The sequence below is a fragment of the Duganella sp. CF517 genome (genome assembly GCF_900110275.1).
GTDB lineage: Bacteria > Pseudomonadota > Gammaproteobacteria > Burkholderiales > Burkholderiaceae_D > Rugamonas.
In genome coordinates this window covers 398,165-418,320 of the sequence record NZ_FODC01000003.1, presented here as the reverse complement: position 1 = coordinate 418,320, position 20,156 = coordinate 398,165, and the positions used below count along the sequence as shown (strand labels likewise).

The window sequence follows — 20,156 nt, the reverse complement described above, 5'->3', positions numbered from 1 at the left end:
GTCCGTTCTGGTGATTTTCATAATTGCGGCCGTCAAGGCGAAATCGCAGAATGGTCGAACGCGCACCTGAGGCGCGATAACTATAAATCCAAGAGAGACAAAAAATGAGAACAAAGCCCGTTGTGGCGCTGCTTGCGGCAGCGTTGTCGATTCCGCTCGTCTCGACGGCGGAAAACTACCACTGGGACTCGGTCGCCATCGGCGGCGGAGGCTTCGTCACCGGTGTTGTCCCCAGCAAGCTCGAACGCGATATCGTCTACGTCCGCACCGACGTCGGCGGCGCCTATCGCTGGGATGCCGCCAAATCACGCTGGGCGTCGATGACCGACTGGATCGGCCAGAGCGATGTGGGCTTGCTGGGCATCGAGTCGCTGGCGGTCGACCCGCACAACGCGGCCAACGTCTACATGCTGGCCGGGACCAGCTACTTCAGCGGCGGCAAGACCGCCGTGCTGCGCTCCAGCGACTACGGCAAAACCTTCATGGTCACCGACGTCAGTAGCCAGTTCAAATCCCACGGCAACGGCATGGGGCGGCAGAACGGCGAGAAGCTGCAGGTCGACCCCGGCTCGGGCAATGTGCTGTACGCCGGTACGCGGCGCGACGGCTTGTTCAAGAGCGCGAACGCCGGCGCCACCTGGAGCCGCATGCCCGGCTTCGAGGTCACCAGCACGCCGAACGACAATGGGGTCAGCTTCGTGCTGCTCGACCCCACCAGCGTCGACGGAGGGCTGGCGCAGCGCATGTTCGTGGGCGTGTCGCGCTTCGAATCGGCGGGAGCGAACCTGTACTTCAGCTATGACGCCGGCGAGACCTTCGTGCCGGTCGAAGGTGGGCCAACGGGCCTGATGCCGCAGCGCGCGGTGCTGTCGGCCGAGGGGCTGCTGTACATCACCTACGCCAACGGCGCCGGTCCGCATCCCGGCACCGGCGAACCGATGGACAACGGCCAGGTATGGGAATACGACGCCGTGGGAGGCAACTGGACCAACATCACGCCGCGCGGCTTCGCGCGTCCATTCGGCGGCGTCAGTATCGACCGCAGCGATCCAAAACACCTGGTGGTTTCCACCATCAATACCTGGATGCAGCAGGGCGCGAACCAGTACGGCGACCGTATCTTCACCTCGAAGGACGCCGGCCGCACCTGGACCGACGTCGTGGCGCGCGGCTTCGCCGTCAATCCCCAAGGCGCCAACTGGATCACCGACACGTCGATCCATTGGGCCGGCTCGGTCGAAATCGATCCGTTCGACGGCAAGAAGGTGTGGGTGGTCTCCGGTAACGGCTTGTTCAAGACGAACGACATCAACGCCACCAAGACCACCTGGGATTTCAATGTGGCGGGGCTGGAGGAGACGGTGCCGTTCGATTTCCAGAGCATCCCGAACGGACCTCTCGTCTCGGTGATTGGCGATTTCGATGGCTTCATCAACACCGACCCGGCGCAATACGGTGTGCGCCATACGCCGCAGACCGGCACCACCACCGGCCTGGCGATCGCCGCGCAAGACCCGCGCATCATGACGCGCGTCGGCAACGACATGTACTACACCACCAATAGCGGCTCGAGCTGGACCAAGTCGCCGGTGCTGAACGGCGCCAAGGGCTACATCGCGCTATCGGCCGACGGTTTCGCGTTGCTGCATAGCCCCGCCGATTCGGCCGTGAGCTATCGCTCGACCAACTTCGGCGCCAGCTGGGCCGCCATCTCCGGGCTCACCGCCATCAATGCGCGTCCGGTGGCCGACCCGGTCAACCCGTCCAAGTTCTACGCCTACGACAACGGCAAGCTGCTCGCCAGCGTCGATGGCGGCGCCTCGTTCGCGCTCAAAAGCACGCTGGCGTCGGGTGGCTCCAAACTGATTCGTCCGGCGCCGGGGCGCGAGGGCGATCTGTGGGTTTGCCTGAATGGCAGCGGGTTGTCGCGCTCCACCGATTCCGGCGCGACGTTCACCAAGATCGCGACGGTCAACCAGTGCGACGCCGTCGGTTTCGGCAAGACCGCGCCGCAGGCCGGCTTTCCGACCGTGTACCTGCACGGTACGGTCGGCAGCGTGCACGGCATGATGCGCTCGACCGACGCCGGCGCCACGTGGGTGCGCGTCAACGACGCCGCCCACCAATACGGCGGCCTGGCCAATGGCGGCATGGTGGCCGGCGATATGAACGTTTTCGGCCGGATCTACATGAGCACCGCCGGCCGCGGCATCGCCTACGGCACGCCGGCGACAGGTGGCGAGGTGCTGGTGACGCCGGTGACGGCCGGGCCGCCCGTGGTCACACCGCAGCCGGTCAACGAGTGCAGCTACGTTGTCACCGCCGCCTGGTCCGGCGGTTATAACGCGGCCGTCCGCATCAAGAACAACCGTTCGACCGCCGTCAACGGCTGGGCCGTCAGCTGGACTTACACCGACAATTCAAGCGTCCAGGGTTTCTGGAACGCCGACGTCACCGGCACGCCGCCGACTTACACGGCCACGCCCAACCAGAGCTGGAACACGAACATCCAGCCCGGCGACACCGCCGAATTCGGGATGACGGTCAGCGGCGAGGCGCTTCCCGTCGTGACCGGCGACGCTTGCAAATAAAGAGGGCAGACAAAATGAAGACAATGAAAACAGTACTGAGTGGATTTTTGGCGGGTGTGGTCCTGGCGCTGGCATCGCCGGCGCACGCCGCCGTGGTGGACTTCGACGACATGAGCGCGGGCGGCAAGCTGTCGACGCTCTCCAAATACAATCCGTACGAGGGCCTGACCTGGACCAACAGCTGGTTCCTGGGCGACACCGCAGTCAATGGCTACAGCAACGGTGCGCATTCGGGCACGCAGTTCGTGTCCAACGGCTTCGGCGTGAACAATCTGGGCATCAGCAGCGCCACAGCCTTCAATCTGGACGGCGCCTGGTTCGCCACGCCCGCCACCAACGGATCGAAGGCCACGTGGATCAACATCACCGCCTACGATGCGGCGAACCAGCTGATAGGCAGCACCGGCAATATCGCCATCAACGGCAGCTACAGCTGGGTGCAAGCGAGCTTCGCCAACGTGTCGCGCTTGACCATCACGCGCGACAAGGGCTGGTTCGTGATGGACGACCTGTCGATATCCGCCATCGGTCCGGTGCCGAGTCCCGTGCCGGAACCGGGCAGCGTGGCCCTGCTGGCGGCGGGATTGCTGATGACCGGTTTTGCCGCGAAGCGTCGGAAGTCCTAACCACGTAACCATGAAAGGTCACATGATGAAACCCTTGTTATCGATGGTGCTATTTCTCCTCGCGTTGGGCGCGGGGCCGCTCGCGCAGGCGCAAAGCTGCGGCAGTGGGGGCGGCGCAACCGTGTGCCTCACCGCCACCGGCACGGCGGACAACGTTAAACTGACTTGGACCGTCAGCGGCGCCGTCACCGGCGTCCAGGTCTACCGCGACACCGACAGTGACACCAATGGCCGCAGCCGGGTGGCGATTCTGGCGGCATCGGCCACCACCTATACCGATGCCACGCCGGTCCAGGGCACGCCCTACTGGTACTGGGTCAAGTTCACCAATAGCGGCGGCACCTTCAATTCGGGCGCGGCGACGGCGGTGCGCTCCGGCGCCGTGCGCAATCTGACCAGCCTTCAATTGTCGGCGCAGATGTCGCCGGGGTGGAACCTGGGTAACTCGCTCGAGGCGATCGGCGGCGAGACCGCCTGGGGCAATCCGCAAGCTAACCAGGCGCTGTTCAACGGCGTGAAGGCGGCCGGCTTCAAGAGCGTGCGGATTCCGGTTTCGTGGAGCCAGTATGCGGACGCCAACTACAACATCAGCGCCAGCTGGATTGCGCGCGTGAAGCAGGTGGTCGACTACGCGCGGACGGCAGGCCTTTACGTGATCATCAACGTCCACTGGGATGGCGGCTGGATGCAGCCATCGTTCACCCAGCAGGCGGCGGTGAACTCGCGCCTCAACAAGTTCTGGACCCAGATCGGCAATACCTTCAAAACCTACGATGATTATCTGCTGTTCGCCGGTACCAACGAGACCAATATCGAAGGGGTGTTCAGCGCGCCGACGGCGGAAAACTGCACCGTCCAGAAAAGCTTCAACCAAACCTTCGTCAACGCGGTGCGCGCCACCGGCGGCAACAACGCCCAGCGCCATCTGGTGGTGCAGGGCTATTTGACCAACATCGATTACACGGTTGGCTGCAATGCGACGATGCCGACCGATTCGATCGCCAGCCGCTTGATGATGGAGGTGCATTACTACGATCCGTACAACTTCACCTTGAGCGAGAGCGATAACATCTGGCAGTGGGGCGCCAGCGCCACCAATCCGGCGGCGACCGAAACCTGGGCCAACGAGTCGTTCACCGACGCACAGTTCCAGAAGATGAAAACCAACTTCATCGACAAGGGCATACCGGTGATCCTGGGCGAATACTCGGCCAACTTGCGCAGCAATGTCGATCCGAACGGTAAGTACCGCAAGCTGTGGAATCAGTACATTACCCAGGCGGCGTTCAAGCGCGGCGTGGTGCCGGTGTACTGGGACAGCGGTTTCACCGGCAACCACGCCTCGGGATTGTTCAATCGCTCGACCGGCACCCAGGCCTATCCGGACGTGGTCACCGGAATTGTCAACGCTGCAAAGTAATCACGCTTCGACCGCGCTTTCCTTCGCCGACATGCGCCAACGCTTGTCGGCGTCGGCTGCGGCGTTGAGGTCTTGCGGGAAGTCGTCCACGTGCACCGACAGATCGGTGAAGCGCGCGAAGTCCGAAAGTGCACGGCGTTCCTCCGGCGTCACCAGGCCCTTGGCGGCGGCCTGCGTGACCCATTGTTCCATCTCCGGCAGGCTTTGCGGCATGCCTTCCAGCTGACCGGCGCGCACCGCCGGCTTGAGGCGGTGTTCGACCGCTTCCACCTGCGGCAGCAGGCCGAACGCCAGTTCCCCGCAGGCCACCGGATCGCGCAGGTCGTCGGCCAGGAAGCCGTCGGCCAGCAGCCGCTCGCGGCTCGCGCCGGCGGTCTGCATGGCGTTGGCCACGGCGCTGCCCAATTCATCGGACGGCGGCGAGTATGGGAGGCCGAACGGGAACGTCAGCAGGCGCGCCAGAACGGCGGCGGGGCGGTTGGGGAAGTTCTCCAATACGCCGTCCAGCGCCAACTGCGCCTTGTGCAGCGCGTCCTGCACCGACCAGTGGACGTACGGCGCGTCGCCAACCTGCCGGCCGTCGTCCTCGTAGCGCTTCAGCGTGGCGCTGGCCAGATACATCTGCGACAGCGCGTCGCCAAGGCGGCCGGAAATACGCTCGCGGCGCTTCAATTCCCCGCCCAGCACGAACATCGACACGTCCGTCATCAGCGCGAACGCGGTGGACATGCGGCCGATGGCGCGATAGTAGCGCGCCATTTCCCCGGCCGCCAGATCCGGCACCGGCGCGGTGGCGCCGCCGGTCAGGCCGTACCACAGGCCGCGCGCGGCGTTGGCGCAGACGAAGCGCATATGGCCGAAGAAGGCGGCGTCGAAATCGTGCAGCGCCTTGCGGTGATCGGTATCGGCGGTCGCTTGCATCTCCTTCAGCACATAGGGATGCGAACGGATCGCGCCCTGGCCGAAGATGATCAGGCAGCGCGTGAGGATGTTGGCGCCTTCCACGGTGATCGCGATCGGAATCTGCTGGTAGGCGCGGGCGAGGAAATTGCTCGGTCCCATGCAAATGCCTTTGCCGCCCAGGATGTCCATGCCGTCGTTGACGACGGCGCGTCCGCGCTCGGTGACGTGGTACTTGGCGATGGCCGAGATCACGGCAGGCTTTTCACCCAGGTCGACTGCCAGCGCCGACAGCTTGCGCGTGGCGTCCATCATGTACAGATTGCCGCCCATGCGCGCCAGCGCCTCCTGCACGCCTTCGAACTTGCCGATCGAGGTTTTGAACTGGCGACGGATCGCGCAATAGGCGCTGGTGCCGCGCACCGCCAGCTTGGCCGTGCCGACGCTGGCCGATGGCAGCGAGATCGCGCGTCCGGCGGCCAGGCATTCCATCAGCATGCGCCAGCCCTTGCCGATCTGGCGCGGTCCGCCGATGATCCATTCCATCGGGATGAAGACGTTATCGCCGCTGGTCGGGCCGTTCTGGAACACGGCGTTGAGCGGCCAGTGGCGGCGGCCGATCACCACGCCGGGATGGCTGGTCGGGATCAGCGCGCAGGTGATGCCGGTGCTGGAGCCGGCCGGCAGCAGGCCGTCCGGATCGACCACGCGGAAGGCCAGGCCGAGCAGGGTGGCGATCGGCCCCAGGGTGATATAGCGCTTGTTCCACGTGATGCGCAGGCCCAAAGTCTCGCGGCCCTCGAATTGGCCCATGCAGACCACGCCGGTGTCGGGGATCGCGGCGGCGTCGGAGCCGGCATAGGGGCTGGTCAGCGCGAAGCAGGGGATCTCGGTGCCGGCGGCCAGGCGCGGCAGGTAGTAGTTCTTCTGTTCGTCGGTGCCGTAGTGCAGCAGCAGTTCGGCCGGGCCGAGCGAGTTCGGCACCATGACCTGCACCGCCAGCGCCGAGCAGCGCGTCGACAGCTGCATCACCACCTGCGAGTGCATGTAGGCGGAGAAGGCTTTGCCGCCGTATTCCTTCGGAATGATCATGCCGAGGAAGCCCTTGTCGCGGGCGTACTGCCACGCCGGCGCGGGCAAGCCCTGCCAAACCTGGGTCGCTTCCCAGTCGTCGACCAGCTCGCACAGGTGGCGCACTTCGTGGTCGAGGAAGGATTGCTCTTCGGCCGTCAGCGTCGGGCGCGGCAGCTTCATGAACTTGTTCCAGTCGGGACGGCCGGAGAACAGGTCGGCGTCCCACCAGGTGGTGCCGGCTTCGAGTGCGTCGCGTTCGGTGTCGGACATGGCCGGCAGGATGCGCTTGAACAGCGCGAAAATGTGCGGGGTGACCAGGCTGCGGCGCAGCGACGGCGTGGCCAGTATGATGGCGGGAACGCCGATCAGTATCACGAGGAAGAGAGAGAAGATCATATCGTGCTCCTTTATTATTGGAGCACCATACTGCGCGGGAAGCGAAATTACCGTGCGTTTACGCGCATAACAGTTATGAAAACCGCCATGCGCGCCTGTGCGCTATCGTTTGGTTGGCACCGACATCAGCACTTTTTCGGGGCTGCCCGTATTAACGCTCTGGTTGAACAGGTAATTCTGGGCGGCGTCGAGCCCGGCGTTGTAGCGTACCGTCGCCATGACGCTATTGGTGTCGATGGTCCACTCCTTGAACGCCGGGCCGGCCTGTTGGGTGCGCATTTCGGCAAGAATATCGTCGCGGCTTGGGCCCGCCGCCAGCTTTTGCTGCCAGGTCGTCGCCCAGGTGGCGGTTTTCGGATCTAGCGTGTTGAGGGCCAGCGTCTTCAGCAAAATTTTCGCCTGCGAGGTGTTGCCCAGGTAGGCGTGCGCCAGCGCCGCCGATCGGGCGAAGACGCCAACCTCGCGCGCGCTCTGCCAGGCGGTAAGCGCGCCCTCCAGCGCGGTGTCGCTCAATTCGGACCGTGCCAGCACTTCGGCACGGAAGTAGGCGTAGGCGGCGTCCGCCGATTCCGGATTCAGTTCGCGGGCATTGAGCAACTGTTGCTGCGCCGCCTGGAGGTAGGCCGGCGTCGCGGCGCCGTTGTTTTGTTCGGCCAACCGCAAGTGCGCCAGCCCGGAAAGATATACGGCGTCGAAATTGCCGGCATTTTTGGCGATGGCCTGCGTCAACCACGGCAGCGCCTGCTTCGGGTCGCCGAAGGCGATGCGCGCCCGGCTCAACGTCATGTGCCCGAATTCGTTCTTCGGAAACTTGCCGGCCTCGCCGGCGATCTTGCCCAGCAGCGCTTCGCCGGCCGCCTTGCCGGGACAGGCCTTGACCGCCGCGTCGAGCATGATGAAGTCGCTGGCCGCCTCCGGCAACGCGGTGAAGTTGACCGTCGCGGCCGGCAGATAGGGCACGTCCACCGTCAACACCTTGACGGACGTGCGGCGGTAGCGCCACATCTCGGTGCCCAGCTGCGACGCTTTCAGATCGAAGGCCCCCTCGAAGGCCGGCACCGCGTCCTTGCCCTGGTAGACCGAGTTCAGGTATTTACTCAGTCGGCCGCGGTTGTCTTCGGAGGCGAGCATGTAGTGCATCAGCAGCCAGGACTTGGCGGCGAATTCCAGGCGCACGCCGGCGTCGCCGGCGTAGTTCTTGGCGGTGGCGATCTGGTTCGCAAGCACGTCGGTGTAGTCCAGGCTGTAGCGATGGCCCTCGTCGAGGAAGTCGAGATACTGCGCGATAGTCGGCGGCGTTTTGCCGACGATCATCTGCGCGTCGGTGAAACGCACGCTGGCGAAGTATTGCGCGAACCCGTCGATGAACGCGGCCGGCGCGCGGATATCGGTGTGGCGATAGATGAAGTGGCGCGTATAGGCTTCGAAGATATAGGACAGTCCTTCGTTGTCCGCCGTTTCGCCGAGGTGGAAGCCGAAGCCCTGCACGCCCGCGGCGCAGCTGCTGTACAGGCCGATGGCGTCGGCCGGCAGCGCGGCGTCGATGCCGCTCAGCCCCTCGACCCGGTCCTGGTAGTACAACGTCAGCTTCTGTTCCGAGCTGTTGGCCTTGCGGTATGGCTTGGTATAACTGCGCAGCAGGAAATCGAGCCGCTCCAGATTGTTCAGCAGTTCGGTCGCCGCTTCGCGCTTGGTGTCGGCGTAGACCACGAAGTGCTGGCTCTCGGCGAGGAACCACGGCGATGCCTTCTTGTAGTTGGCGACGGTGACACTCTGGGTTACTTGCGGCGACTCGCTTTGTTGTGCGGCGGCGTGGGACATCGAGATGATGCCGAGCACGGCAAGCGCACCGGCACGAATGGCGTTGTTCATGACTGTCTCGTATAAAATTTTCCAGTACGATAACAGTCTATGTATCTATTTACAACTATTTTTGCCAAGACATTGCAGGATGGCGCAATCCTTCGCTGTCTGTACATCGGTGCAAAGTCCCCGTAATTCGAGCAGTTGCTGCTCAAGGTCGCGCAGCTGCGCGATGCGGTCCGCTACCTCGACGACGTGCCGGTCTAGCAGCGCGTTGACGGCACCGCAACTTTGCTCCGGATGATCGCGAAAGTTCAGCAGGCTGCGGATCTCGTCCAGCGCCATGTCCAGCGAGCGGCAATGGCGGATGAACCGCAGCCGATCCAGATGCGCGCCGCGATACAGCCGGTAGTTGCCGCCGGAGCGCGCCGGCGCTGGCAGCAGCCCCTGGCGTTCGTAGTAGCGGATCGCCTCGACCGTATAACCGGTTTCGGCTGCCAGTTCACCGATTTTCAGTTCCTGTTGCATACGCTTGACCTTGTAGTGACTTCAGGGTTTTTAATGGAGACTATACAAGGAAAGGAACGCTCATGTCTGACTGTTGTTCGGGAGCTTGCACGCCGGGTAAGCCGGTGGTCGATCCGCGTTATCGCCGCATCTTGTGGATCGCGCTGGTGGTGAATGCGTTGATGTTCGGCGTGGAGCTGGCCGGTGGACTGGCGAGTAACTCCGTCGCGCTGCTGGCCGACGCGGTCGATTTTCTCGGCGACGCCGGCAATTATGCGCTGTCCTTGCTGGTGCTGGGATCGACGCTGATGTGGCGTTCGCGCACGGCGCTGTTCAAAGGCGCGACGATGGGGTCGTACGGCATCTTCGTGCTCGGCAAGGCTGCGTGGCATATCGTGTCGGGCCCGGTTCCCGAGCCGGTGATGATGGGCGGCATAGGCTTCGCGGCGCTGGTCGCCAACGGCACGGTCGCGTTGCTGCTGTACGCCTACCGCGACGGCGACGCCAACATGCGCTCGGTGTGGCTGTGCACACGCAACGACGCGATCGGCAATGTCGCCGTCATGCTGGCGGCGCTGGGCGTGTTCGGCACGCAAAGCGGCTGGCCGGACATCGGCGTCGCGCTGATCATGGGCTGCCTGGCGCTGAGCGCCTCGCGCCAGGTCATCAAGCAGGCGAGGGCGGAGATGCGCAACGCCCCGCAAACGACAGCTGCGCCGGAAGCCACACCACGCACAGTGGCGGTAAAGATATCTGAAATACGTAGGGCGGATTAGGCGGGACGCCGTAATCGGCCATCGTTGAGCCGCTGGCGGCGCATGCATGGCCGATTACGCGTCGCTAATCCGCCCTACGCGGTGCAGAGCGGGTTTGGATCGGTTCAGATAGGAGTAGCCGAACGCTTAGTTCAGCTTGCCCGCGCCGGCCTTCGCCGGCACCGCCGTTTGCGCGGCCGCCGCCGTCTGCAACGTGTACGCATACGGCGGCGTCCACAAGTTCGCCGCGCTGGGCTGCGCGTATCCGCACTGGCCATCGATCGCGCTGGCGCCCGAGCGGTCGCTATTGAAAATATGCCCCGACGAACGGAAACCGAGGAAGCTTTTACCCTTGATGACCTTGCCGCAGAAGTCCTCCACCTTCAATCCTTCGATGGTGTAGTAGTTGTTCTGCAGCAGCATGTTCGACTGGTAGCGGGCATCGCTGCCGCCTTCGAACTTGAGGTCAGAATTGGTGGTCGTGGTGCTGCCGGTGACGACGTTGTTGAACATGTGCACCTGGCCAAAGCGGTTCAGCGGCAGGCGCGTGGTGGCGCCATTCCACCAGTTGCCCGCGAACGTCACGTGCAGGCGGCCGGCGTCGCTCCAGGCGCGGCCGGAATCGCCGTTGCCCACCAGCGTGGTCTTGTGGTGCTTGGCAAACAGGCTGTTGGCGATGGTGACGTAATCGCTGCCGCGCACCACGTCGAGCGCGCCGTCGTGCCGGGTTTTATAGGTGCCGGTGGCCATCGAATCGGGCGTGTCGCCGTCGCTGACTGTCAGGTGGTCGATATAAATATTCTGCGCCCGTCCCAGCGTTATGCCGTCGGCGTAGGCGTTGGCCGAATCCTCGGGATTGACGTCCCACGGCGTGTCGAGCACCAGGTTGCGGACGATGATGTTGCGGGTCCAGGTTGGATAATCGTCGCCGTCTTTGCCGTCGGCGATCCACTTCTTGAAGTCCGACTCGGGATCGCCGCCAGGCGCCAGCGCCAGCTCGCCGCCGATCAGCACCGCTGTGCCGCTGATGCGCGCCGGCCGGCCTTGCGCATCGTTGATACCCACCAGCGTCGTATTCGACGGCAGGCTGATCGAGCCGCCGAACTTCTGGTCCGAATAGCTGGTGTACTCACGGAAGACGGTATTGTTCTGGCTCCAGCGCAGATCGATGTGGCCGATCACGCGGATGATCTTAGGCTCGTTGCCGGCCTGCTGGATAGCGGCGATCAACTGCTGGCCGTTGTAGACGGTATAGACGCGGTTGGCGCTGGCCGAGCCGCCGCCCGTCACCACCACATTGCCCTTGCGCGACCAGGCGTGCCAGCCGGCGGCTGGCGCGCTCTGGCGCTCGAAGGAGAGCACGCCGCCGGTCGGATCGGCCGACGCGAACTGCCAGGTCGGCAGCTTGGGCGCGGCCATGTAGCCGGCGGGGGCGTGCTTGCCGTCGACCAGCACCGGGGCCGAGTAATTGCGCACGCCGTACTGGGCGGTTTGCAGCGGCGTGCTGGCGCCGACCAGGGTGGCGGCGTCGATGGCCGCTTGCGCGGAAGTGGCCAGCAGCATGCTGGCGGCGAGGACTGTGAGTTTCATGCGTGTCTCCAATGTGGAAGTAACGTGCGGCGTGCGTTCTTTTGTGAACGCTTCGTTTTCTGCTCGCGCTACGATCCGTACCCGCGTGTGGGCGCCTTGCCTGAGGCAATGCGAGGTCGATTTCCGATCTCGATGTTCGATCGAAAGCCGACAACAATGCCGGCCGGAGCCGGTGGCGGACCGCCACCGCGGGTCGCGACGGACATTTTCCAACTGGGTGGGTACGGACAAACATTCAGCATCCGGACGGCGATGGCTGAAACAGGCACCTTGCGTACCTGTCGCCGTTGCGAGGAGGGCGGTGGGCCGAGTTCGCGCAGGTCAAGGAACCGGCGCCGGCGTACCCGGATGGGCGCGTATCGGCGTCGATGAATGAATACTAATCCTGGCGAAAGAAATTTGCAATGTTGGATTTATGTCACGCCGCATACCAAGTTGCAAGCCAGTTCGCCACTCAAGATTGCACCGGCGTGGATGCTTGGTCGTCGCGCCCGCCATGACCAGCACGACGGCCGGGTTGGCGTGGCCGCTCAAAATCGCCGCCGCCACGATCGGGCCGGCGGCCTTGGCCATCGCGCCGGATATGGCGCCGCAATTGGCACGCGCCCTGAAATTCGCGCGAAGTGCAGCGCTGCGGGGACCTCATCGCGGGTGCATTCCGTGAATCCGCGTCGGGCGAAGAACGCTGTGGCGGTGGTCGTCAGCAGGTACGGCGTGCCGATGCCGCGTGACATCGCTAGCCCTTTGAGTGCCTCGAACAACAGGCCGCCGGTGCCGGCTCCACGTTGGGAGGCCACCACCGTCGCCGAGAATAAGTCGATGTCATCAAGATGTCAATATGCTTCGATACTATTTGAATTATCGTAATCAACGCGTTATGATATTTCAATCATTATCGAATTATGGAAGCAGGCCTTATGGAAACCAAGGACGTTTTAGCGGCGCTGGCTGCCATCGCGCAGGAGAGCAGGCTGGCAATTTTCCGGTTGCTGGTGCAGATCGGTCCTGGCGGCATGGCGGCCACGAAGATCGCCGAGCATCTGGACATCGCGCCGTCATCGCTGTCGTTTCACTTGAAGGAGCTGACCCACGCCAAGCTGATCACGTCGCGCAGCGAGGGGCGGTTCGTCATTTACTCGGCCGACGTCGCCGTCATGAACGGCCTGATCGGCTACCTGACGGAGAACTGCTGCGGCGGCGTTCCCTGCGGCCCGGCCGGCTGCTGAACAGATTCGCTTTCCAACCAACCCGGAGAAATCACATGCAAGAACAAGCCCAGACCGTCCTTTTCCTTTGCACCGGCAACTCCTGCCGTTCCGTCATCTCCGAAGCGACGTTTAACCACCTGGCGCCGGCCGGACTAAAGGCGATCAGTGCCGGCAGCCACCCGGCAGGCCAGCTGCACCCGCGCGCGGTGTCGCTGCTGGCCAGCAAGGGCATTTCGACCGAGGGCTACTTCAGCAAGTCATGGAACGACCTCCCGGTGACTCCTGATGTCGTCGTTACCGTGTGCGGCAGCGCCGCCGGCGAAACCTGCCCGGCCTACCTGGGCCCGGTGACGCGCACGCATTGGGGCGTTGACGACCCCGGCCACGTGGTCGGCACGGAAGAGGAGATCGACACGGCGTTCGAGCGGACCTACGGCATCATCCGCGCGCGCATCGAAGCGTTCCTGGCTTTGCCGCTGGCCGGGCTGGCCAACGACAAAGCAGCACTGAAAGCCGAGCTCGACAAAATCGGCCGCATCACCACATAACCCAAATCCGTACCCCTGAGTACCAAGGACTTGCCGTGCTTGCTGCATTGTTGATTTTTCTTGCCACATTGATTTTGGTCATCTGGCAGCCGCGCGGGCTGGGCATCGGCTGGAGCGCGGCCGCCGGCGCCGCCGTGGCGCTGCTGGCGGGCGTGATCCATGTCGCCGATATCCCCGTTGTGTGGCACATCGTCTGGAACGCCACCGGTACCTTTGTGGCGGTGATTATCATCAGCTTGCTACTGGACAAGGCCGGCTTTTTCGAGTGGGCCGCGCTGCACGTGGCGCGCTGGGGACGCGGTAGCGGCACGCGCTTGTTCGTGCTGCTGGTCCTGCTGGGCGCCGCCGTTGCCACGCTGTTCGCCAACGACGGCGCGGCGTTGATACTGACGCCGATCGTCATCGCCATGCTGCGCGCGCTGCGCTTTTCCGCCAAGGCCACCTTGGCCTTCGTGATGGCGGCCGGCTTCATCGCCGATACGGCCAGCCTGCCGCTGGTGGTGTCCAATCTGGTCAATATCGTGTCGGCCGATTATTTCGACATCGGCTTTGCCCGCTACGCCGCCGTCATGGTGCCGGTCAACCTGGTCTCCGTGGCCGCCACCCTGGCCGCGTTGATGTGGTTCTTCCGCAAGGACATTCCGGCCGACTACGAGCTGGCCCAGTTGAAGGCGCCGCACGCGGCGATCCACGACCGCGCCACCTTCATCACCGGCTGGTGGGTGCTGGGCCTGCTGTTGGTGGGCTTCTTCTGGCTGGACCAGCTGGGCGTACCGATCAGCGCTGTCGCGGCGGCCGGCGCGGTCTTGCTGCTGGTGGTCGCGGCGCGCGGCCAAAAGATTTCGACGCGCGACGTGCTGCGCAACGCGCCCTGGCACATCGTGGTCTTCTCGCTCGGCATGTACCTGGTGGTGTATGGCTTGCGCAACGCCGGGTTGACCGCTTACCTGACCGGCGTCCTGAACCAATGTGCCAGCCACGGCGTGTGGGGCGCGGCGCTGGGGACCGGTTTGATCACGGCGTTGCTGTCGTCGGTCATGAACAATATGCCGACCGTGCTGATCGGCGCGCTGTCGATCGACGCGACCACGGCCCAGGGCGCGGTGCGCGAGGCGATGATCTATGCCAACGTCATCGGTAGCGACCTCGGTCCGAAAATCACGCCGATCGGCAGCCTCGCCACCTTGCTGTGGCTGCACGTCCTGTCGAGCAAGGACATCAAAATATCGTGGGGCTACTATTTTCGTGTCGGTATCGTGCTGACCTTGCCGGTACTATTAATCACCTTGGCCGCGCTGGCGTTGCGGCTCGCTTGAACAACAACCCGGACCAACTATGGAAAAGATTACCAACCTGCCCAACATCAATCCCGAGCAACTCGACTTGCCAAAGCTGGACAAGCTGGCCCAGGTCGGCGACCAGAGCCACCCGCCACGCATCCTGATGCTGTATGGTTCGCTGCGGGAACGCTCATTCAGCCGCTTCCTGACCGAGGAGGCGGCCCGCATCCTGGAACACCTCGGCGCCGAGGTCACGATCTTCGATCCGATGGAACTGCCGATGGCCGGGAGCGTGGCGGACGATCATCCGAAAGTGGTGGAGTTGCGCGACCTGTGCCTGTGGTCCGAGGGCCAGGTGTGGTGCAGCCCGGAACGCCACGGCGCCGTCACCGCCGTGATGAAGAACCAGATCGACTGGATTCCGCTGGAGATGGGTGCAATCCGCCCCAGCCAGGGACGGACCCTGGCGGTGATGCAAGTGTGCGGCGGCTCGCAGTCGTTCAACGTGGTCAACACGCTGCGCCTGCTGGGGCGATGGATGCGCATGTTCACCATTCCCAACCAGTCTTCGGTGCCGATGGCGTACAAGGAGTTCGACGACGCGGGGCGCATGCGGCCGTCCGCCTACTACGACCGCGTGGTCGATGTGATGGAAGAACTATTCAAGATGACGCTGTTACTGCGCGGCCGGTCCGACTACCTGACGGACCGTTACAGCGAACGCAACGAACGGCAAATGAAAGTGATCGACGCTGCCGTCGGAAAAATATGAGCGCGCCGTAAGAGGGGCCACCCGCGCACTACGGGTGTGGCCCGCGCCCGGTCAAGACTTCGCTGGCGAAGGCAGGGCGCAGCCGCCAACGGCCTATGCCTCACGGCCAAAACAACGGATAATGGCGGCCAACTCATTTTTGCGCACCAGATTGGAAATCCCCATGGAAATTAAGGTCAACTTTCTCGATAAGCTACGTCTTGAAGCTAAATTCGATGATTTCACGGTCATCGTCGACCAGCCGATTCGCTACAAGGGCGATGGCTCGGCCCCCGGGCCGTTCGACTATTTCCTGGCCTCGTCGGCCTTGTGCGCCGCTTACTTCGTCAAATTGTATTGCGTAACTCGCAATATTCCTACTGAAAACATCCGCCTGTCGCAGAACAATATCGTCGATCCGGAAAACCGCTATCAGCAGATTTTCAAGATCCAGGTCGAACTGCCGGCGGATATCTCGGAAAAGGACCGCCAGGGTATCCTGCGTTCCATCGACCGTTGCACGGTCAAAAAAGTGGTGCAGGCCGGCCCCGAATTCGTCATCGAAGAGGTCGAGAATCTGGATGCGGACGCCCAAGCGTTGCTGACCATGAAGCCGGCCGGCGAATCGAACACCTATATCGTCGGCAAGGACCTGCCGCTTGAGCAAACCATCGCCAACATGTCCGGCGTTTTGGCGGGCTTGGGCATCAAAATCGAAATCGCATCGTGGCGCAATATCGTACCCAACGTCTGGTCGCTGCATATCCGCGATGCGCACTCGCCAATGTGCTTCACCAACGGCAAGGGATCGACCAAGGAAAGCGCGTTGGCGTCCGCCTTGGGCGAGTATATCGAGCGTCTGAACTGCAATCATTTCTATGCGGGCGCGTATTGGGGCGAAGACATCGCCAACGCCGCCTTCGTCCATTACCCGAACGAACGTTGGTTCAAGCCCGGCCGCAAAGATGCGCTGCCGTCCGAAATCCTGGATGAGTACTGCCTGGAAATCTACAATGCCGACCGCGAGCTGCGCGGCTCGCATCTGTACGACACCAATTCGGGTAATAAAGAACGCGGTATCTGTTCGCTGCCGTTCGTGCGGCAGTCGGATGGCGAGGTCATATATTTCCCGTCAAACCTGGTCGAAAACCTCTTTGTCAGCAATGGGATGAGCGCGGGTAACACGCTGGCGGAAGCGCAAGTGCAATGTCTGTCGGAAATTTTCGAGAGGGCGGTTAAACGCGAAATTCTGGAGGGCGAGATCGCCTTGCCGGACGTGCCACAAGAAGTCCTGGCGAAATACCCCGGCATCGTGGCCGGCATTAAAGGCCTTGAAGAGCAGGGCTTCCCGGTGCTGGTCAAGGATGCGTCGCTGGGCGGCACGTATCCGGTGATGTGCGTGACGTTAATGAATCCACGCACGGGCGGCGTGTTCGCCTCGTTCGGCGCGCACCCGAGCCTGGAAGTGGCGCTGGAGCGCAGCCTGACGGAATTGCTGCAGGGTCGCAGCTTCGAAGGCTTGAACGATTTGCCTCGGCCGACGTTTGTCAGCAACGCCGTGACAGAGCCGAATAACTTCGTCGAACACTTCATCGATTCCAGCGGCATCGTGTCGTGGCGCTTCTTTAGCGCCAAAGCCGATTACGAATTCGTCGAATGGGATTTCTCCGGCCACGGCGAAAACTCCAATGTCGATGAAGCCGCGACCTTGTTCGGCATTCTCGAAGAAATGGGCAAAGAGGTCTACATGGCCGTCTACGACCAGTTGGGGTCGACCGCGTGCAGGATTCTGGTGCCGGGTTACTCGGAAGTGTATCCGGTGGAAGATCTGATCTGGGATAACACCAACAAATCGCTGTTGTTCCGCGCCGATGTGTTGAACTTGCATAGCCTGGATGATGCCGCGCTGGAGGCGCTGCTGGAACGTCTGGACGATAACGAGCTGGACGAATACGGCGACATCGCCACGTTGATCGGCGTCGAATTTGACGAAAACACGCCATGGGGCCAGTTGACCACGCTGGAGTTGAAGCTGCTGATCAACGTGGCCTTGCAGCAGTTCGAAGAGGCGAAAGAGCTGGTGGAAGCCTTCCTGCAGTACAACGACAACTCGCTCGACCGCGGACTGTTCTATCAGGCCCTGAACGTGGTGCTGGAGGTGGAGCTGGACGACGACCTGGAACTGGAAGACTACGTGGTCAATTTCCGCCGCATGTTCGGCGATGAGAGGATGGGTGCGGTGCTGGGATCGATGGACGGTAGCGTGCGGTTCTACGGTTTGACGCCAACGAGCATGAAACTGGAGGGCTTGGACCGGCACGAGCGTTTGATCGACAGCTACAAGAAATTGCATGCGGCGCGGTCGAAGGCGGCGGTTTGACCTTGAGGTAAGCTTCAGCCGCAATTTCGCATAATTTATATTATGTCAAATGGAGTTAGAAGGAAGGCACGGTAGCGGCACCGAGCGCCGCCGCCACCGTGATATGCGTCCTCCCAATTCGCAATCCAGCCCGGTCAGTCCGGTAGTTGCATCAGCAACTTATCGAGGGTGATCGGGTAATCACGCACGCGCACGCCTGTGGCGTTGTAGACGGCATTGGCAATTGCCGCCGGGACGCCGGTGATGCCCAGCTCTCCCACCCCCTTGGCCTTGAGCGGCCCGGCCGTCGCGTCCACCTCGTCAAGAAACACCACTTCCTGATGGGGAATGTCGGCGTGGACCGGCACCTCGTAGCCGGCCAGGTCGTGGTTGACAAAAAAGCCCGCGCGCTTGTCCACCACGAGCTCTTCCATCAACGCCGCGCCGGCGCCCATGGTCATCGAACCAATGATCTGGCTGCGCGCCGCCATCGGGTTGAGGATGCGCCCTGCAGCGCACACCGCCAGCATCCGGCGCAGGCGAATTTCGCCGGTATCGGCGTCCACCGCTACTTCGACGAAATGCGCGCCAAAGGTCTGTTGCGCGAATTTTTTGGACAGGTCTCCGTACTCCATCGCATCCTCGCCGACCAGCTCGCCGGCCGCGACCGCGTCCGTTAGCGGCCGGCTGTTGCCGCCGGCGCGCACGCGGCCGTTGGCAAATTCGATATCGACGCCGGACAAGCCCAGGCGCGCCGCCACCAGCTCGCGCAACCTGACGCAGGCGGCGTACACCCCTGCCGTCGACGACGCCGCGCCGAACTGGCCGCCCGAACCCGCACCGTGCGGGAAGCGCGAATCCCCCAGCAAGACCTCCACCTTGCCCAATTCCACGCCCAGCATTTCGGCCGCCGTTTGCGCCAGGATGGTGTACGTGCCGGTGCCGATGTCGGTCATGTCGGTTTCCACCGTCAGCGTGCCAGCCCTGCTTAAGCGCACCCGCGCGGCCGATTTCACCACCGGGGCGCCGCGGATGGCGGACGCCATGCCCATGCCGATCAGCCAGCGCCCTTCACGCCGGGTGGCCGGCTTGGCGCTACGCCGGTTCCAGCCGAACTGCGCGGCGCCGCGTTCCAGGCACGCCAACAGCTGGCGCTGCGAGTACGGCTTGCCAGGCGACTCCGGATCGACCTGGGTGTCGTTCATCACCCGCAAGGCCACAGGGTCGATGCCCAGCTTTTCGGCCAGTTCGTCCATGGCGATTTCCAGCGCCATCATCCCCGGCATCTCGCCCGGCGCACGCATCGCGCTCGCTTCGGGCAGGTCCAGGTGCGCCACTTGCAGCCGCGTCATGCGGTTCGCCCCCGCGTACAGCAGACGCGTGGGCGCCGTCGACGCCTCGGGCCGGTCGCCCAGATTGCCCGACCAGCTTTCGTGGCCAATGGCCGTGAGCTTGCCCCCACGGGTGGCGCCCAGGCGGATGCGCTGGATGGTGGCGGCCCGGTGCGTCGTGTTGTTGAACATGAGGGGGCGCTGCAGCGTTACCTTCACCGCCCGCCCAATGCGCTTGGCCGCCAACGCGGCCAGCACGGCGTCGCTGAGGATGGAACCCTTGCCGCCGAAGCCGCCGCCGACGTACGGCGCGACGATGCGCACGTTTTCCTTGGGGATACCGAGGATCTTGGCAATGTCGCGTACCCCCCAGCCCACCAGCTGGATCGCCGTGTGCAGCGTGAGCTTGTCGCCGCTCCATGCAGCGATTGTCGCGTGCGGTTCCAACATGGCGTGCGACTGATCTGGCGTGGTGTACATCGCGTCGAGGGTGACGTCCGCCCGCGCGAAGGCACCGTCGAAGTCGCCCACCGCCGATGACAGTTTAGGATCGGGCCGGACCTTGGCTAGCCTGTCCTTTTCCACGCCGAGGTCGTAGGCACCGGCGGTGGCGGCATAGCGCGGCCGCACCAGCGCGGCGGCCGCACGCGCCTGTTCAAACGTTTCGGCCACCACCAGCGCCACCGCCTGGTGGTAGTGGGCCACGTCGGGGCCGGCCAAGGCGCGGGCCACGTAGAAGCCGCCGACGTCCAGGCGGCCCGCGTCCTCGGCGGTGATGACGGCCAGCACGCCGGGCGCGGCGCGCGCCGCAGCCAGATCGATGCCGACGATGCGCCCCTTGGCGATGCCCGCGCCCACCACGTAGCCGTAGGCAGCGCCCTTCGCCGCGTCGCGGTGCTCATAGGCGTAAGGCGCCGTGCCGGTGGTTTTGAGGGGGCCGTCGATGCGCGTGGTGGCCTTGCCGACCACTTTCAAGCGGTCGATCGGGTTGCGGATTGCGGGGGTGTCGAATTTCAT

15 protein-coding genes are annotated in these 20,156 nt (G+C 63.5%); 10 read left to right on the top strand and 5 right to left on the bottom strand.

The window, feature by feature from the left end; all coding sequences use genetic code 11:
* The first annotated feature begins 104 nt into the window (after window positions 1–104).
* The 3 genes from BMX85_RS13515 to BMX85_RS13505 are packed head-to-tail and all read left to right on the top strand — an operon-like array spanning window position 105 to window position 4,637.
* Window positions 105–2,591 carry a cellulose binding domain-containing protein gene (locus tag BMX85_RS13515; RefSeq protein WP_090318666.1) on the top strand — a complete coding sequence of 829 codons (2,487 nt, stop codon included), beginning with the start codon at window positions 105–107 and terminating at the stop codon, window positions 2,589–2,591.
* Window positions 2,592–2,614: 23 nt separating this feature from the next.
* Window positions 2,615–3,217 carry a PEP-CTERM sorting domain-containing protein gene (locus tag BMX85_RS13510; RefSeq protein ID WP_177196746.1) on the top strand — a complete coding sequence of 201 codons (603 nt, stop codon included), beginning with the start codon at window positions 2,615–2,617 and terminating at the stop codon, window positions 3,215–3,217.
* Between the two features lie 22 nt (window positions 3,218–3,239).
* A complete protein-coding gene (locus BMX85_RS13505) occupies window positions 3,240–4,637 on the top strand; it encodes a glycoside hydrolase family 5 protein (RefSeq protein WP_229210440.1) in 1,398 nt (465 codons plus the stop codon).
* Here BMX85_RS13505 and BMX85_RS13500 read toward each other — a convergent pair whose 3' ends face one another.
* The 3 genes from BMX85_RS13500 to cadR form a co-directional block, all read right to left on the bottom strand.
* Window positions 4,638–7,007, bottom strand: a complete 2,370-nt coding sequence (locus BMX85_RS13500; protein WP_090318657.1) for an acyl-CoA dehydrogenase — start codon at window positions 7,005–7,007, stop codon at window positions 4,638–4,640. It lies immediately after the preceding gene.
* A 102-nt stretch (window positions 7,008–7,109) separates the two neighbouring features.
* Window positions 7,110–8,879, bottom strand: coding sequence for a tetratricopeptide repeat protein (locus BMX85_RS13495; RefSeq protein ID WP_090318653.1), 1,770 nt, complete (start codon window positions 8,877–8,879; stop codon window positions 7,110–7,112).
* 45 nt (window positions 8,880–8,924) lie between these two features.
* Entirely contained in the window at window positions 8,925–9,338 is a 414-nt protein-coding gene (gene cadR / locus BMX85_RS13490) for a Cd(II)/Pb(II)-responsive transcriptional regulator (protein WP_090318650.1), read from the bottom strand.
* A gap of 62 nt (window positions 9,339–9,400) precedes the next feature.
* Here cadR and BMX85_RS13485 point away from each other — a divergent pair, with 62 nt between their 5' ends.
* Window positions 9,401–10,093, top strand: a complete 693-nt coding sequence (locus BMX85_RS13485; protein WP_090318648.1) for a cation efflux transmembrane domain-containing protein — start codon at window positions 9,401–9,403, stop codon at window positions 10,091–10,093.
* A 126-nt stretch (window positions 10,094–10,219) separates the two neighbouring features.
* Here the strand turns inward: BMX85_RS13485 and BMX85_RS13480 are convergent, their stop codons facing one another.
* Complete coding sequence (locus tag BMX85_RS13480) at window positions 10,220–11,662, bottom strand: pectate lyase family protein (RefSeq protein WP_090318645.1); 1,443 nt, start codon at window positions 11,660–11,662, stop codon at window positions 10,220–10,222.
* A 372-nt stretch (window positions 11,663–12,034) separates the two neighbouring features.
* Here BMX85_RS13480 and BMX85_RS30085 point away from each other — a divergent pair, with 372 nt between their 5' ends.
* The 6 genes from BMX85_RS30085 to BMX85_RS13450 all read left to right on the top strand — a co-directional run bounded on the left by BMX85_RS30085 (window position 12,035) and on the right by BMX85_RS13450 (window position 17,829).
* Window positions 12,035–12,529: a hypothetical protein gene (locus tag BMX85_RS30085; RefSeq protein WP_143067974.1), complete on the top strand. Its 495-nt coding sequence runs from the start codon at window positions 12,035–12,037 to the stop codon at window positions 12,527–12,529.
* Window positions 12,530–12,579: 50 nt separating this feature from the next.
* Window positions 12,580–12,888, top strand: a complete 309-nt coding sequence (locus BMX85_RS13470) for an ArsR/SmtB family transcription factor (protein WP_090318640.1) — start codon at window positions 12,580–12,582, stop codon at window positions 12,886–12,888.
* Window positions 12,889–12,923: 35 nt separating this feature from the next.
* The gene (locus tag BMX85_RS13465) at window positions 12,924–13,418 is read left to right on the top strand and encodes an arsenate reductase ArsC (protein ID WP_090318637.1); all 495 of its coding nucleotides are present in this window, start codon (window positions 12,924–12,926) and stop codon (window positions 13,416–13,418) included.
* A 35-nt stretch (window positions 13,419–13,453) separates the two neighbouring features.
* Window positions 13,454–14,734: an arsenic transporter gene (locus tag BMX85_RS13460; protein WP_090318634.1), complete on the top strand. Its 1,281-nt coding sequence runs from the start codon at window positions 13,454–13,456 to the stop codon at window positions 14,732–14,734.
* 19 nt (window positions 14,735–14,753) lie between these two features.
* Complete coding sequence (gene arsH / locus BMX85_RS13455) at window positions 14,754–15,470, top strand: arsenical resistance protein ArsH (RefSeq protein WP_090318631.1); 717 nt, start codon at window positions 14,754–14,756, stop codon at window positions 15,468–15,470.
* A gap of 163 nt (window positions 15,471–15,633) precedes the next feature.
* Window positions 15,634–17,829: an OsmC domain/YcaO domain-containing protein gene (locus BMX85_RS13450; RefSeq protein WP_090318628.1), complete on the top strand. Its 2,196-nt coding sequence runs from the start codon at window positions 15,634–15,636 to the stop codon at window positions 17,827–17,829.
* A 134-nt stretch (window positions 17,830–17,963) separates the two neighbouring features.
* Here the strand turns inward: BMX85_RS13450 and paoC are convergent, their stop codons facing one another.
* Window positions 17,964–20,156 carry an aldehyde oxidoreductase molybdenum-binding subunit PaoC gene (paoC, locus tag BMX85_RS13445; protein WP_090318625.1) on the bottom strand — a complete coding sequence of 731 codons (2,193 nt, stop codon included), beginning with the start codon at window positions 20,154–20,156 and terminating at the stop codon, window positions 17,964–17,966.